The sequence below is a fragment of the Microbacterium sp. NPDC087591 genome, assembly GCF_044743625.1.
Classification (GTDB): domain Bacteria; phylum Actinomycetota; class Actinomycetes; order Actinomycetales; family Microbacteriaceae; genus Microbacterium.
Map to the genome: position 1 here is coordinate 2,060,906 of NZ_JBIUWU010000001.1, position 14,185 is coordinate 2,075,090.

At 68.6% G+C, this 14,185-nt stretch carries 14 protein-coding genes; 9 read left to right on the forward strand and 5 right to left on the reverse strand.

Annotated features, from left to right (window positions below; translation table 11 throughout):
- Positions 1-26: 26 nt before the first annotated feature.
- Positions 27-989 carry a ribokinase gene (locus ACIOVG_RS09805; protein ID WP_400872242.1) on the reverse strand — a complete coding sequence of 321 codons (963 nt, stop codon included), beginning with the start codon at positions 987-989 and terminating at the stop codon, positions 27-29.
- Positions 990-1,112: 123 nt separating this feature from the next.
- Between ACIOVG_RS09805 and ACIOVG_RS09810 the strand changes: the two genes are divergently transcribed.
- Positions 1,113-1,775 carry a transaldolase family protein gene (locus ACIOVG_RS09810; RefSeq protein WP_400872245.1) on the forward strand — a complete coding sequence of 221 codons (663 nt, stop codon included), beginning with the start codon at positions 1,113-1,115 and terminating at the stop codon, positions 1,773-1,775.
- Between the two features lie 114 nt (positions 1,776-1,889).
- Here ACIOVG_RS09810 and ACIOVG_RS09815 read toward each other — a convergent pair whose 3' ends face one another.
- Positions 1,890-2,567 (reverse strand): FadR/GntR family transcriptional regulator, encoded by a 678-nt coding sequence (locus ACIOVG_RS09815; RefSeq protein WP_247628098.1) that lies wholly within the window; start codon positions 2,565-2,567, stop codon positions 1,890-1,892.
- Positions 2,568-2,613: 46 nt separating this feature from the next.
- Here ACIOVG_RS09815 and ACIOVG_RS09820 point away from each other — a divergent pair, with 46 nt between their 5' ends.
- The gene (locus tag ACIOVG_RS09820) at positions 2,614-3,582 is read left to right on the forward strand and encodes an amidohydrolase family protein (RefSeq protein WP_400872248.1); all 969 of its coding nucleotides are present in this window, start codon (positions 2,614-2,616) and stop codon (positions 3,580-3,582) included.
- Between the two features lie 21 nt (positions 3,583-3,603).
- Here the strand turns inward: ACIOVG_RS09820 and ACIOVG_RS09825 are convergent, their stop codons facing one another.
- Positions 3,604-4,386, reverse strand: coding sequence for an SDR family NAD(P)-dependent oxidoreductase (locus ACIOVG_RS09825; RefSeq protein WP_400872251.1), 783 nt, complete (start codon positions 4,384-4,386; stop codon positions 3,604-3,606).
- Positions 4,383-5,243: a fumarylacetoacetate hydrolase family protein gene (locus ACIOVG_RS09830; protein ID WP_400872254.1), complete on the reverse strand. Its 861-nt coding sequence runs from the start codon at positions 5,241-5,243 to the stop codon at positions 4,383-4,385. The genes ACIOVG_RS09825 and ACIOVG_RS09830 overlap by 4 nt, the downstream gene beginning before the upstream one ends.
- A gap of 121 nt (positions 5,244-5,364) precedes the next feature.
- On the opposite strand from ACIOVG_RS09830, the gene ACIOVG_RS09835 reads away from it, so the two are divergent.
- Genes ACIOVG_RS09835 through ACIOVG_RS09845 form a run of 3 tightly spaced genes read left to right on the forward strand, consistent with a single transcriptional unit; the run spans position 5,365 to position 8,088 of the window.
- Positions 5,365-6,660, forward strand: coding sequence for an L-fuconate dehydratase (locus tag ACIOVG_RS09835; protein WP_247628094.1), 1,296 nt, complete (start codon positions 5,365-5,367; stop codon positions 6,658-6,660).
- Positions 6,647-7,627, forward strand: coding sequence for an aldo/keto reductase (locus ACIOVG_RS09840; RefSeq protein WP_400872257.1), 981 nt, complete (start codon positions 6,647-6,649; stop codon positions 7,625-7,627). The genes ACIOVG_RS09835 and ACIOVG_RS09840 overlap by 14 nt, the downstream gene beginning before the upstream one ends.
- 41 nt (positions 7,628-7,668) lie before the next feature.
- A complete protein-coding gene (locus ACIOVG_RS09845; protein WP_247628092.1) occupies positions 7,669-8,088 on the forward strand; it encodes an RbsD/FucU domain-containing protein in 420 nt (139 codons plus the stop codon).
- Between the two features lie 148 nt (positions 8,089-8,236).
- Here ACIOVG_RS09845 and ACIOVG_RS09850 read toward each other — a convergent pair whose 3' ends face one another.
- Positions 8,237-9,238, reverse strand: a complete 1,002-nt coding sequence (locus ACIOVG_RS09850; protein WP_400872260.1) for a LacI family DNA-binding transcriptional regulator — start codon at positions 9,236-9,238, stop codon at positions 8,237-8,239.
- Between the two features lie 193 nt (positions 9,239-9,431).
- On the opposite strand from ACIOVG_RS09850, the gene ACIOVG_RS09855 reads away from it, so the two are divergent.
- From ACIOVG_RS09855 to ACIOVG_RS09870, 4 genes are all read left to right on the forward strand, one after another.
- Positions 9,432-10,301, forward strand: coding sequence for a sugar phosphate isomerase/epimerase family protein (locus ACIOVG_RS09855; protein WP_400872263.1), 870 nt, complete (start codon positions 9,432-9,434; stop codon positions 10,299-10,301).
- A 202-nt stretch (positions 10,302-10,503) separates the two neighbouring features.
- Entirely contained in the window at positions 10,504-12,006 is a 1,503-nt protein-coding gene (locus ACIOVG_RS09860; RefSeq protein ID WP_247628089.1) for a sugar ABC transporter ATP-binding protein, read from the forward strand.
- Positions 12,006-13,040 (forward strand): ABC transporter permease, encoded by a 1,035-nt coding sequence (locus ACIOVG_RS09865; protein WP_247628088.1) that lies wholly within the window; start codon positions 12,006-12,008, stop codon positions 13,038-13,040. Before ACIOVG_RS09860 ends, ACIOVG_RS09865 begins: the two co-directional genes overlap by 1 nt.
- Positions 13,041-13,184: 144 nt before the next feature.
- Entirely contained in the window at positions 13,185-14,180 is a 996-nt protein-coding gene (locus tag ACIOVG_RS09870; protein WP_247628087.1) for an ABC transporter substrate-binding protein, read from the forward strand.
- Positions 14,181-14,185: the final 5 nt, after the last annotated feature.

Consider the following 14,185-nt stretch of genomic DNA (forward strand, 5'->3'; position numbering starts at 1 on the left):
GTTCCTCCGTCGGCCGCGTATGCGGATCAGTTCGCCACGGGCGCGGATTCGCGCGCGGCGAGGAAGGCGTCGACCTCGGCCCGCAGCGGCAGGCTGGGCGAGGCTCCCTGCTTGGTCACCGTGAGCGCGCCGGCGGCGGTCGCGAGGCGCACGGCATCCGTGAGCGTGCTCCCGTTCGCAAGGGCGGCGCCGAGGTAGCCCGCGTAGGCGTCGCCGGCGGCGGTCGTGTCGACGGCCTCCACCGGGAACGGCGGCACCACGGTCGAGCCGTCGGCCGTCACGACGCACGAGCCCTGACCGGCGAGGGTGATGACCGCGGCGCCGACGCCCTGCTCCAGGAACCAGCGGCCCGCGCGCTCGGCGGAGTCCGCATCGGTGACCTCGATGCCGCTGATGAGCGTGGCCTCGGTCTCGTTCGGCGTGACGATGTCGATGCTGCTCCAGACCTCCACGGGGAGGGGAGCCGCCGGTGCGGGATCGAGGATCACGGTCATGCCGTGCTCGCGTCCGCGCGCGGTGATGTGGGCCGTCAGCGCCGAGGGGGTCTCGAGCTGGGTGAGCAGTACAGAGGTGGTCGAGGAGAGGGCGGCGAGCGCGGTGTCGATCTGCTCGGTGCTCAGCGCGGCGTTCGCGAGCGGCACCATGACGATGTCGTTCTGCGCGGAGGAGTCGACGCGGATGTGGGCGATGCCGGTCGGACCCGGCACGGTGCGCAGGTGGGCCAGGTCGACACCGGCGTCGCTGAGCCCGTTCACGACGAGGTCGTGGAACAGATCGTCTCCGACGCAGCCGACGAAGCTCGTGCGTGCCCCGGAGCGCCCGGCCGCGACGGCCTGGTTCGCGCCCTTGCCGCCCAGCATCAGGGTGAACTCATCGCCCAGGATGGTCTCTCCGCGAGCGGGGAGCCGCTGCGAGAAGGTGGTCACATCGGCGGTGACGCTTCCGATGATGACGACGCCTGAGCGGTCGGCGGGGTGTGCGAGAGACATGTCGCTCCTGATCTTCTTCGACAGCATGCGGGTACGCCATCTGTGTCTTTGACATCGTCGGCGGCTGTCATTACATTAGCCGAAGCTGAACCTGTAACGACAGGTTGCTCGCAAGGAGACCCGATGACCGCGATCGCGCCCCGCCTCTATGTCGACAGCGCAGACGTCGATCGCGTCTCCCGGCTCCTCAGGGCAGGGGTCGTTCACGGTGTGACGACCAACCCCACGATCCTCGAGCGCGGCGGACGCGCTGCCGCCGAGATCCCCGACCTCTATGCGCGTTGGGCGGAGGAGGGAGCGCGCGAGATCTTCTTCCAGACCTGGGGAGGGGACACCGCCTCCTTCCTGCGCAACGCCGAGGGAATCCGCGCGCTCGGCGACCGGGTGGCCGTGAAGGTGCCGGCGACCGCCGACGGTTTCGCCGCGGCATCCGCTCTGGTCGGTGACGGCGCCACGGTGCTCGTCACCGCCGTCTACTCGATCGCGCAGGCGCTGGCGTGCGCCTCGATCGGAGCGCACTACATCGCGCCCTACCTCGGTCGCATGCGGGATGCCGGCATCGACGGGGACTTCGTGATCGCCCGGATGCAGGAGGTGTGCGCGGGCAGCGGATCGAACGTGCTCGCGGCATCGCTGCGCTCGGCGGATGACATCACCGGACTGCGTCTGGCCGGAGTGCCCTATTTCACCGCGGCCCCCGACGTGATCGACCAGGTGATGTTCCACGGGGTCAGCGACAGCTCGGCCGCCGAGTTCGACGCGGCCATGGTGCGTCTCGGGGCCTGAGGAGCGCAGCTCGCGTTCATAACTCCGCAAAGATCGGGCGGTTCGCTCGGATCGGTGCCGGAACCGCGCGGCGCGGGGCAACCCGGTGCGGATTCTGGAGGAGTTGTGAACCGGCTATGCGGATGCCGCTTGCCTCAGCCAGCGCTCGACACCGGCGATGTGGGCCGTGGCGAGCGAGGTCGCGAGCGAGGGGTCGCGCAGTGCGATCGCGTCGGCGATGGCGCGATGCTCCGAGAGTGTGCGCTCCACCACGCCACCCTCGGTGAGCCCGCGCCACACCCGCGCGCGGACGGTCTGGCTGCTCAGGTGCTCGATCAGGCTCGCGAGGTAGGAGTTGCCCGCCATGCGCACGATCTCGCGGTGGAAGCGGATGTCGTGCTCGACCAGTGCCTCGATGCTGACCGAGGCATCGATGCTGGCCACCTCCTGCACCAGGGCCGCGATCTCGTCATCGCTGCCCAGCGTCGCGGCGAGGCCGGTGGCCTGCGACTCCAGCATGCGCCGCACGGCGAAGATCTCGAGCATCGAGTCGTCGTCGTGCATGTCGACCACGAACGAGATCGCCTCGAGCAGCAGGTGCGGCTCCAGGCTCGTCACATAAGTGCCGTCGCCGCGGCGCACGTCGAGGATGCGGATGACTTCGAGCGCCTTCACGGCCTCGCGCATCGAGTTGCGCGAGAGGCCGAGGCGTTCGGACAGCTCCTTCTCCGGCGGCAGCCGATCGCCGGGGGCCAGCTCGCCCGACACGATCATCGCCTTGATCTTCTCGATCGCATCGTCTGTGACAGCCATGGCGTCATCCTAGCGATTGATCGGATGTCTGGGGCAGGATGGTCGCATGCGCGTTCTCGATTCACACCTGCACCTCTGGGATCCGGAGCTTCTCGCGTATGACTGGTTGGAAGGTCCGCTCGCTTTCCGATTCGCCGACACCGAGCTCGCGCACGCCCGCGTGGAGCGCGCCGCGACCGAGAGGGCGGTGTTCGTGCAGGCGGAGACGGTCGAGGACCGCTTCCTCGACGAGGTGCGCTGGGTGGCGGACATGGCGGAGGCGGTGGGTGTCGTCGGGATCGTCGCCGGGGCGCGGCTCGATCGCGGTTCCGATACGGTCGCGCATCTCGACGGTCTGGCCGCCGAGCCGCTCGTGGTCGGCGTGCGGCACAACCTGCAGGGTGAGCCGGACGGGATGGCGGTGTCGGCCGCGTTCGTCACAGGTGCCCGTGAGGTGGCGAACCGCGGGTGGAGCTTCGACGCCTGCGTCCGCGCCGAGCAGCTGCCCGAGATCGCGCGCTTGGCCGGAGCGATCCCCGAGCTGCGGATGGTGCTCGACCACCTCGGCAAGCCCGCGGTGGGCACGGCCGCGGCTCCGCTCGCGCCGACGACCGAGTGGGTGCGCGACCTCGACGAGCTGTCGCGGCATGCGGAGGTGTTCTGCAAGCTCTCCGGCCTTCCCGGCGAGGCCGGCGGCGACTGGGATGCCCCGCAGCTGGAGCCGTTCCTCGATGCCGCAGCCGACGCCTTCGGTCCGGAGCGGCTGATGTGGGGGAGCGACTGGCCCGTCTCCGTCATCGGCCCCGCGGAAGACGGAGACCCGCACGCCCCGGCCGACGGCTCGCCGACCTACCAGTACACGGCGAGGTCGCGCTGGGCCGATGCCGTCGTCGCGTGGGCCGCAGAGCGGGGTCATGACGTCGACGCGATCATGTGGTCGAACGCCGAGAGCTTCTACCGCACGGACGCGCGTCCGACGATCCTCACCGATCCGGCACCGCGCCGCCGGGGCATCCTGAGGTGGCTCCGCGGCTGAGCGCATCCGCTCCGGGGCGTCTTACTCCGGTCGCGGTCGCAGCGACGCCATGCCGCCGTCGACCTCGAGGAAGGTGCCGGTCGTCGAACCCGATGCCGGCGACACCAGGTAGGCGACGGCTCCGGCGACCTCGTCCGGACTGACCAGACGGCCGTGCGGCTGACGGGCGGCGAGCGCGGCACGTTCGGCGGCGGGGTCGGTGGCCGAGTCCAGCAGGCGTCCGACCCACGGGGTGTCGGCGGTGCCGGGGTTCACGGCGTTGACGCGGATGCCCTCGCGCAGGTGGTCGGTGGCCATCGCGCGGGTGAGTGCCGACACGGCCCCCTTCGACGCGCTGTAGAGGGCACGCTGCGGGAGTCCGGTCGTCGACGCGATGGATGCGGTGTTGCAGATCGCCGCGGAGGGCGACTCGCGCAACCAGGGCAGTGCGGCCGCGGTGACCCGGGCGATGCCGGTGACGTTGATCGACAGCACGCGGGCCCACTCGTCGTCATCATTCGCGGCGATGTCGCCCTGCGCGCCGATGCCGGCGTTGTTGACGACGATGTCGATGCGGCCGAACTGCGCGGCGACCGCGGCGACCGCGGCCTCGACGCTGCTCCGGTCGGAGACGTCGGCGGTGAACGCGGCGAACTTCTCATCCGCGTGGGTGGTGTCCCGGTCGAGCACGGCGATCTGCGCGCCGTCGTCGTGCAGGCGCTGCGCGATCGCGGCTCCGAGCCCGGATGCCCCGCCCGTGACGATCGCCACGAGTCCGTCCAGCCCTTCGTCTCGCTTCGCTCGCTCAGGAACCGAACCGGTCATCTCTGTGCCTCCCATGCCACGAACTCCTGGCGCTGACGGCCGAGGCCGTCGATCTCGATCTCGACCACGTCGCCGGCGGCGAGGTAGGGGTACTTGCCCGACAGCGCGACGCCCTGCGGGGTGCCGGTGAGGATGAGGTCGCCCGGCTCCAGGGTCACGTACTGCGACAGATGGTGCACGATGTGCTCGACCGGGAAGATCATGTCGCTCGTGTTCGAGTCCTGCCGCGGCTCGCCGTTCACGAAGCTGCGCAGGCCGAGGGAGTGGTGGTCCACCTCGTCGGGGGTGACCAGCCAGGGGCCGGTCGGGTTGAACCCGGGAGCGATCTTGCCCTTGGACCACTGGCCGCCGGAGACCTCCATCTGGAAGGCGCGCTCGGAGACGTCGTTCGCGGCGACGAAGCCGGCGACATGGGCCAGAGACTCCTCGGGGGAGTCGAGGTAGGCGGCACGGGCGCCGATCACGATGCCGAGCTCGACCTCCCAGTCCGTCTTCTCGCTGCCGCGCGGGATCGTCACCGCGTCGTTGGGCCCTGTGACCGTGTTCGGGGTCTTCAGGAAGATGATCGGGATGGTCGGCGGCTCCGAGCCCGACTCGGCCGCGTGGGCCGCATAGTTCATGCCGATGCAGATCACGGCGCTCGGTCGCGCGATGGGGGCGCCGATGCGGAGGGATGCGGCTTCCTCGAGTTCGGGGAGCTCATCGGCGGCCAGCGCGGCAGCGACGCGAGCGCGGAAGTCGCCGGCGAGGAAATCGCCATCTACATCGGATGTCAGAGGGCGGAGGTCGAGGTGGCGATCGCCCTCGATGAGGACGGGAATCTCGCTCCCTGGGTCGCCAAGCCGCGCGAACTTCATGATTCTCCTGATTCGTCGGGGAGCCGCCGTGCGACGGCCTGTCTCGTTGACAGTATAGACATCGGATGTTTACACTCCAAGAGGTCTGCACGGGATTTCTCCGTGCATGGAGAGGAACCCCGTGAGCCGTATCGTCGCACTCGACACCACCGACATCCGCTTCCCCACGTCGCTCAGTCTCGACGGCTCGGATGCCATGAACCCCGACCCCGACTACTCCGCGGCCTACGTGATCGTGCGCACCGATGCCGCCGACGGCATCGAAGGACACGCGTTCGTGTTCACGATCGGCCGCGGCAACGATGTGCAGGTCGCCGCGATCGACGCGCTGGCCGGGCACCTGGTCGGGCGCGAGATCGAGCCGCTGCTGGATGACATGGGCGGCACCTTCCGCGACATCATCGGCGACTCGCAGCTTCGCTGGCTCGGACCGGAGAAGGGCGTCATGCACATGGCCATCGGCGCGGTCATCAACGCGCTGTGGGACATCAAGGCCAAGCGCGCCGGGCTGCCGCTGTGGCAGCTCCTCGCTCGGATGACGCCGGAGGAGCTCGTCGACCTGGTCGACTTCCGCTACCTCACCAACGCGCTGACCCGCGAGGACGCGCTCGAGATCCTGCGCGCGGCCGAACCCGGCCGCGCCGCGCGCGAGCAGGAGCTGCTCGCCACCGGCTACCCCGGCTACACCACCAGCCCCGGCTGGCTCGGCTACTCCGACGAGAAGCTCGAACGACTCGCCCGCGAGGCCATGGCCGACGGCTTCACGCAGATCAAGCTCAAGGTCGGCGCCGACCTCGACGACGACATCCGCCGTTTCCGCAAGGCGCGTGAGGTGTGCGGCCCCGACTTCCCCATCGCGATCGACGCGAACCAGCGCTGGGAGGTGTCCGAGGCGATCGAGTGGGTGAACGCGCTCGCCGAGTTCCACCCCGCCTGGATCGAGGAGCCCACCAGTCCAGACGACGTGCTCGGCCATGCCGAGATCGCCCGCGGCATCGCGCCGATCCGCGTCGCCACCGGCGAGCACGCGCAGAACCGCGTGATCTTCAAGCAGCTGCTGCAGGCCGACGCGATCTCGGTGATGCAGATCGACGCGGTGCGCGTCGCCGGCGTGAACGAGAACATCGCCAACCTGCTGCTCGCCGCGAAGTTCGGGGTGCCGGTGTGCCCGCACGCGGGCGGCGTCGGTCTGTGCGAAGCCGTGCAGCACCTGTCGATGTTCGACTTCGTCGCCGTCACCGGCACGCGCGAAGGCCGCATGATCGAGTTCGTCGACCACCTGCACGAGCACTTCGTCGTCCCCACCGACATCCAGGGCGGCTCCTACATGGCGCCGACCGCGCCCGGCGCGAGCATGCAGATGAAGGCCGAGAGCATCGCCGCCTACACGTGGACGGGTGCGCATGTCGTCGCCTGAGTCCGGTACGCCCCGCCTTCGCATCCCGACGCTCGGCTACGGCGCCGCGAACGTCGGCAACCTCTTCCGCCCGCTCAGCGACGAGGAATCCTGGGCCGTGCTGGACGCGGCGTGGGAGAGCGGCATCCGCTACTACGACACCGCCCCGCACTACGGACTCGGGCTGTCCGAGCGTCGGCTCGGCGCGTTCCTGCAGACCAAGCCCCGCGAGGAGTACGTGCTGTCGACCAAGGCCGGGCGTCTGCTGCGGCCGAACCCGGAGCACGCGGGCGGCCTCGACACCGCGAACGACTTCCACGTGCCGGACGACCTGCAGCGCGTCTGGGACTTCTCAGCCGACGGCATCCGCGCCAGCGTCGAGGAGTCGCGCGAGCGTCTGGGGATCGAGCGCATCGACCTGCTCTACCTGCACGACCCGGAGCGGCACGACCTCGACCTCGCGCTCGCCGAGGCGCTGCCCGCGATGCAGCAACTGCGCGACGAGGGCGGCGTGACCGCGATCGGCATCGGCTCGATGGTGTCGGAGGCGCTCGCCGCGGCCGTGCGCTCGGCCGACCTCGACCTGATCATGGTCGCCGGCCGGTACACGCTGCTCGAACAGCCCGCCGCGGTCGACGTGCTGCCGGCCTGCCGGGAGACCGGGACCGGGATCGTCGCGGCATCCGTCTTCAACTCCGGACTGCTCGCCTCGAGCGAGCCCCGCCGCGACGGGCGCTACGAGTACGGCCAGCTGCCCGACGAGCTGTGGGACCGGCTGGTGCGCATCGCCGCGATCTGCGCCGCACACGACGTGCCCCTGCCGGCGGCGGCGATCCAGTTCCCGCTGCAGGCCGCCGAGGTGCGCGCGGTGGTCGTCGGCGGCAGCCGTCCGGCGCAGCTGGTGCAGAATGCGGAGTACGCGGCACTCGATATCCCGACCGCGCTCTGGCAGGAGCTGGCGGCCGAGGGACTGATCCCCGCGCGCTGAGGCCGCATCCGACCAGACCGACCCGACCGAGAGGAGCCGTCGTGCTCGAAGGAATCAATCCGCTGCTCACCGGCGAGCTTCTGCTGCACCTGGACCGGATGGGGCACTCCGACTCCGTGGTGATCGCCGACGCGCACTTCCCGGCCTGGGCGCTCGGCGCGCGGGTGGTCGATCTGCCCGGCACGTCGACGCCGGAGGTCGTGGCCGCGATCCGCAGCGTGCTGCCGCTCGACGACGCGCCGGGCATCGACCTGATGACCTCGGCCGACGGCGCCGTGCTCGACGTGCAGCACGAGCTCATGGCGGCCGCGGGAACCACTCTCGACACGACCCGTTTCGTCGAGCGCTTCGCGTACTACGAGGTGGCGAAGAGCGCGTACCTCATGGTGCGCACGGGCGAGACCCGCAAATACGGCAACGCGCTGCTGCGCAAGGGCGTCGTGGGGCACGCCTCGGCCTGAGTGCTGGCGGGCGGTGTTCACAACTCCTCAATAGTCCCGGGGCGCTCGGCCCGTCGGCTCGGAGTCGTGCCCTGCGGCGGAGCCCTGACGGCTGGGTGGCAGAGTTCTTGAGGAGTTGTGAACGCGCGGCGCGGGCACCCCGGCGGGGTCAGCGCCCGACGGTCGACTCGCGCACCACGAGCTCGGCCGAGAACGGCGTCGGCGCGGGCGGCGGCGCGGTCGGATCGGCGAGCTGCTGCAGCAGGGCGGCGCCCGCCGCGCGGCCGATCGCGTAGCCGGGCTGACGCACGCTCGTCAGCGGCACCACGCCCTGGTGCGCCTGGTCCACGTCGTCGAACCCGACGAGGGCGATGTCCTCCGGCACGCGGATGCCGTGGCGCAGGAACTGCGTGAGCACGCCGACGGCCACCATGTCGTTCGCGGCGAACACGGCATCGGGGCGGTCTTCGGGCGCCATCGCGACGATCTGCTCGGCGACGCGCAGCCCGTCCTCGGTGATGAGGTGCGGCACGTCGAGCACGGTGATCGAGGCGTCGGAGCCCGCGACGGCCTCGCGCAGGCCCTGCAGCCGGTCGTTCGACTGGCTCACGGTCGGGCTGCCGAGGAACACGATCCGTCGGCGCCCGATCGACAGCAGGTGCTCGCCGGCGAGGCGTCCGCCGCCGACGTCGTCGAAGAGCACCGAGGCCACCTTCGACGAGGGCCGGATGGGACCGACGACCACCGAGCGGATGCCGCGGTCGGCGAGGCGCTCGAGCTGCGGCACCACGTCGTCGAGCGGGTAGATCACGATTCCCTGCACCCGGTGCGCCTCGAACATCTCGATGTTGCGCCGCTCCTGCGCGCTGTCGCGGTTGCTGTTGCTGAAGAACAGCGACCAGCCGCCCTCGCGGGTGACGTCCTCGACCCCGCGTGACAGGTCGTGGAAGTAGGGCAGCCAGGCGTCGAGCAGGATCAGCGCGAGCGCCTTGCTGGAACCGGCGCGCAGCTGGCGCGCCGACTCGTTGGGGACGTAGCCGAGCTGCGCGATCGCGGCACGCACGCGCTCCCTGCTGGCCTCGCCGAGCACGTGCGGGTGGTTGAGGTAGTTCGACACGGTCGAGGAGGAGACCCCGGCGAGCGCGGCGACGTCTTTGACGCTGGCGGGCATCGGAACTCCTTCGTCTCGGTGGCCGCACGTGCGCAGATGAGCGGTCCGCATCACACTATCGCGCAGACTTGGCACGTGCCAAGAAAGTTCTTGACACGTCGATACGGGTCGACGTAGCGTGTGACCCAGCTCAACTTGGCACGTGCCAATTGATCGAGGCGACGGTGCCGCACACCCGCCTCCGAGGGATCTCATGAACATCGGCTGCCACGGGCTCGTCTGGACGGGGAACTTCGACGCCGACGGCATCCGTCTCTCGGTGGAGAAGACCAGAGAGGCCGGTTTCGACCTCATCGAGTTCCCGCTCATGGACCCGTTCGCCTTCGACGTGCAGGCGGCGAAGGAGTCGCTCGAGGAGCACGACCTCGCCGTCAGCGCGTCGCTCGGACTCTCCGAGGCGACCGATGTCACCAGTTCCGATCCGGCCGTCGTCGCGGCGGGTGAGGCGCTGCTGCTGCGGGCTGTGGACGTGCTCGCCGACCTGGGCGGACAGCACTTCTGCGGAGTGATCTACAGCGCCATGAAGAAGTACATGGAGCCGGTCACGCCCGCGGGGCTCGAGAGCAGTCGCCGGGCGATCGCCAAGGTCGCCGATCATGCAGCCGAGCGAGGGGTGTCCGTCGCCCTGGAGGTCGTGAACCGCTACGAGACCAATGTGCTGAACACCGCGCGGCAGGCGATCGAGTACCTCGCCGAGGTCGATCGTCCGAACCTCGGCATCCACCTCGACACGTACCACATGAACATCGAGGAGTCGGATATGTTCGCGCCGGTCCTGGATGCCGAGCCGAGCCTGCATTACGTGCACATCGGCGAGAGCCACCGCGGCTACCTCGGTACGGGAACCGTCGACTTCGACACGTTCTTCAAGGCGCTCGGTCGGATCGGCTACGACGGTCCGATCGTGTTCGAGTCGTTCTCGTCGGCCGTGGTCGCCCCGGACCTGAGTCGGATGCTCGGCATCTGGCGCAACCTCTGGACGGACAACGCCGAACTGGGGGCGCACGCGAACGCGTTCATCCGCGACAAGCTCGTCGCGGTGGACTCGATCCGACTGCACTGAGTTCGCCGGAAGCGGCGGAAACCGGTCCGGATCGGAACCTGTGGCCAAGATGTTATTACAGGTCTTCCCATCCGACCCGACGTTAGATACATTTAGATACAACTTGCGCATGATGCGGCGTAGGCTACAGAATTGATCCGATGTTTACGGCAGCCCGAACTGCCGGCATCACAACAGAACCTCCAAGGAAGCAGGTGAGCACATGAGCGATCCCATTCTCAGAGTCGAGGGAATCAGCAAGGGCTTCCCCGGTGTGCAGGCGCTGAAGGATGTGCACCTCGAGGTGCGCGCCGGCGAGGTGCTCGTGCTCGTGGGCGAGAACGGCGCCGGCAAGTCGACGCTCATGAAGATCCTCTCCGGGATCTACACCAAGGACGAGGGCACGATCACGTTCGAGGGCCAGGAGGTCGAGCTCACCAGCCCGCTCCAGGCGCAGGAGCTGGGGGTCACGATCATCCATCAGGAGCTCAACCTGATGCCGGATCTGACCGTCGCGCAGAACATCTTCGTAGGCCGTGAGCCCAAGACGGGCCCGTTCCTGTCGGAGCGCAAGCTCAACGCGCAGACCACGGAGCTGCTCACGCGCCTCGACATCCGCCTGAACCCCCGTCAGCTCGTCGGGGAGCTCACGGTCGCCGAGCAGCAGATGGTCGAGATCGCCAAGGCGCTGTCGTTCAACGCCAAGGTCCTGATCATGGATGAGCCGACATCCGCGCTCACCGACTCCGAGGTCGAGACGCTGTTCGTACTGATCGAGCAGCTCAAGGCGCGCGGGACGGGCATCGTCTACATCTCGCACCGCATGGACGAGCTGCGTCGCCTCGCCGACCGGGTCACCGTGCTCCGCGATGGCACATACATCGGATCACTCGACAAGTCCGAGGTCAGCATCCCGAAGATCATCGAGATGATGGTCGGACGCCCGATCGACGAGGGAACGCGTCCGCAGGCGCGCGAACATGAAGGCGACCCCGTCGTGCTGAAGGTCGAAGGGCTCTCCACCAAGGCGCTGCTCAAGGACGTCTCCTTCGAGCTGCACAAGGGGGAGATCCTCGGCTTCGCCGGTCTCATGGGCGCCGGTCGCACCGAGACCGCTCGTGCGGTGATCGGCGCCGACCCCCGCGACGGAGGCACGGTCACGATCGGCGGGCGGGCGACCAAGATCAGCCAGCCCGCGGATGCCGTCAAGCACGGCGTCGGCTACCTCTCCGAGGACCGCAAGCTCCTCGGCCTCATGCTCGAGCAGGACGTCACCTTCAACACGGTGCTCGCCTCGCTCGGCTCCTACGCCAACGCCATCGGCTGGATGGGCGACGGCAAGGCGAAGAACCGCACCAAGGAGTACGTCCAGCAGCTGCGGGTAAAGACGCCCTCGGTCAACCAGGTCGTCAAGCTGCTCTCCGGCGGCAACCAGCAGAAGGTCGTCATCGCCCGCTGGCTGATGCGCGACTGCGACGTCCTGATCTTCGACGAGCCGACCCGAGGGATCGACGTCGGCGCGAAGGAAGAGATCTACCGCCTCATGCAGCTGCTCGCCGAGCAGGGCAAATCCATCATCGTCATCTCGTCGGAGCTGCCGGAGATCCTTCGCGTGGCGAACCGCATCGCGGTCTTCGCCAACGGCCGGATCACCGGAACCCTCCGCAACGAGGAAGCAAGCCAGGAGAAGATCATGCAACTCGCAGCACACGGGGAGGAAGACTGATGAGCGCTCCACAGCAGCCCGGATCGTCGACGACGACGATCATCCAGACGGCGGTCTCGGAGAACACCGACAAGCGCGACATCGTCGGGTTCCTCAAGAAGCAGGCCCAGCAGTCGCTCGCCTTCGGCACGCTCGTCGTGCTGGTGGTCTTCTTCGCGATCGCCAGCCCCAGCTTCTTCACGGTGAGCAACATCACCACCGTTCTGCTCTCGACAGCCGTGATCGCGATCCTCGCGCTCGGCACCACCTTCGTCATCATCACCGGCGGCATCGACCTGTCGCTGGGCACCGGCATGGCGCTGGCCGCCGTGATGACCGGTGTCTTCGTCACCAAGATGGGGTTGCCCGTGTGGGTCGGCGTGATCGGCGGCATCGCGACAGGTGTGCTGATGGGCCTGATCAACGGCGTCAACATCACCTTCCTCCGGCTGCCCCCGTTCATCGCGACGCTCGCGATGATGATGATCGCCGGTGGCCTTGCCCTCGTGATCTCGGGCGTCGCGCCGATCTACTTCGCGGCGGACAACGGATTCCAGCAGGCGTTCGCCATCGGCACGCTGATCCCCGGCCTCCCCAACGCGGTGCTCATCACCGGCATCCTCGCGGTCGTCGCCTGGCTCGTGCTGTCGAAGACGCTGCTGGGGCGCTACACGTTCGCGATCGGCTCCAACGAAGAGGCGACCCGCCTCTCCGGCGTGAACACGCGTCGCTGGACGATCCTCGTCTATATGTTCGCCGGCGCCTTCACCGGCATCGCGGGCGTCGTGATCGCCGCCCGACTCGGCTCAGCACAGCCGCAGATCGGCACCGGCTACGAGCTGCAGGCGATCGCGGCCGTCATCATCGGCGGCACATCGCTGCTCGGCGGCCGCGGATCCATCCTCGGCACCGTGATCGGCGCCCTCATCATGAGCGTGCTCGTCAACGGCCTGCGCATCCTGTCGATCCAGTCCGAGTGGCAGAACATCGTCGTCGGCATCGTCGTGCTGATCGCCGTCTTCTTCGACTCGCTGCGCAACCGCACCCGCACCTGACCCTCTGAACCACGGAGCGTGGCACCCGTGCCCGCCACCCTCCGATCGGCACCAGCCGAGACCGCGGAGCGATCCGCACGGCACACAGCACCAGGTATGTCCACACCGTCGACGCAGTCGGCACTCACAAACAACGGAGTTTCCATGAAGTTCGGCAAGAAGACCGCATTCGCGGCACTCGTCGCCTCGGCGGCACTCGTCATGGCCGGATGCGCGGGCGACACGGGCGGCGGCGACGCCGGCAGTGGCGACGGCGGCAGCGGCGACAAGATGTACATCGCACTCGTCTCGAAGGGCTTCCAGCACCAGTTCTGGCAGGCCGTCAAGAAGGGCGCGGAGGAGCGCGCCGCCGAGCTCGGCGTCGACATCACCTTCGAAGGCCCCGCCGCCGAGACCGAGATCGACGCGCAGCTGCAGATGTTGCAGACCGCGATCGACAAGGGACCGGATGCCATCGCGTACGCCGCCCTCGACCCCGAGGCCTGCGTCACCCCGCTCGAGCAGGCCAAGGCCAAGGACATCCCCGTGGTGTACTTCGACGCACCGTGCGACGGCGACGTGGGGCTGAGCCTCTCCGCCACCGACAGCAAGGTCGCCGGCGCGCTGGCGGCAGAGCACATGGCCGAGCTCATCGGCGGCAAGGGCGAGGTCGGCATCGTCGGTCACTCGCAGATCAACTCGACCGGTGTCGAGCGTCGTGACGGCTTCGTCGAGAAGATCGAGGCGGACTACCCCGACATCAAGATCGTCGACATCCAGTACGGCGACGGCGACCACCTGAAGTCGGCGGACATCGCGAAGGCCATGATCGCGGCGCACCCTGACCTCAAGGGCATCTACGGCACCAACGAGGGTTCCGCGATCGGCGTCGTGAACGCGGTCAACGAGCTCGGCCTCGAGAAGGGCAAGCTCACGATCGTCGGCTTCGACTCCGGCGCAGCGCAGATCAACGCGATCAAGGACGGCACGATGGCCGGCGCCATCACGCAGGACCCGATCGGCATCGGCGCACAGGTGGTGCAGGCAGCGTACGACGCCGCCAACGGCAAGGACGTCGAGGAGTTCTACGACACCGGTTCGTACTGGTACGACAAGACGAACATCGACGACCCGAAGATCGCCGCAGTTCTCTACGAGTGATCTGA

What these genes read in the sequence shown, in the direction of transcription:
- ACIOVG_RS09870 (WP_247628087.1), top strand. Translation starts at nt 13,185, where the DNA reads ATGAAGTTCGGCAAGAAGACCGCATTCGCGGCACTCGTCGCCTCGGCG.
- ACIOVG_RS09830 (WP_400872254.1), bottom strand. Translation starts at nt 5,243, where the DNA reads ATGAAGTTCGCGCGGCTTGGCGACCCAGGGAGCGAGATTCCCGTCCTC.
- ACIOVG_RS09850 (WP_400872260.1), bottom strand. Translation starts at nt 9,238, where the DNA reads ATGCCCGCCAGCGTCAAAGACGTCGCCGCGCTCGCCGGGGTCTCCTCC.
- ACIOVG_RS09855 (WP_400872263.1), top strand. Translation starts at nt 9,432, where the DNA reads ATGAACATCGGCTGCCACGGGCTCGTCTGGACGGGGAACTTCGACGCC.
- ACIOVG_RS09860 (WP_247628089.1), top strand. Translation starts at nt 10,504, where the DNA reads ATGAGCGATCCCATTCTCAGAGTCGAGGGAATCAGCAAGGGCTTCCCC.
- ACIOVG_RS09825 (WP_400872251.1), bottom strand. Translation starts at nt 4,386, where the DNA reads ATGACCGGTTCGGTTCCTGAGCGAGCGAAGCGAGACGAAGGGCTGGAC.
- ACIOVG_RS09865 (WP_247628088.1), top strand. Translation starts at nt 12,006, where the DNA reads ATGAGCGCTCCACAGCAGCCCGGATCGTCGACGACGACGATCATCCAG.
- ACIOVG_RS09840 (WP_400872257.1), top strand. Translation starts at nt 6,647, where the DNA reads ATGTCGTCGCCTGAGTCCGGTACGCCCCGCCTTCGCATCCCGACGCTC.
- ACIOVG_RS09815 (WP_247628098.1), bottom strand. Translation starts at nt 2,567, where the DNA reads ATGGCTGTCACAGACGATGCGATCGAGAAGATCAAGGCGATGATCGTG.
- ACIOVG_RS09810 (WP_400872245.1), top strand. Translation starts at nt 1,113, where the DNA reads ATGACCGCGATCGCGCCCCGCCTCTATGTCGACAGCGCAGACGTCGAT.
- ACIOVG_RS09805 (WP_400872242.1), bottom strand. Translation starts at nt 989, where the DNA reads ATGTCTCTCGCACACCCCGCCGACCGCTCAGGCGTCGTCATCATCGGA.
- ACIOVG_RS09820 (WP_400872248.1), top strand. Translation starts at nt 2,614, where the DNA reads ATGCGCGTTCTCGATTCACACCTGCACCTCTGGGATCCGGAGCTTCTC.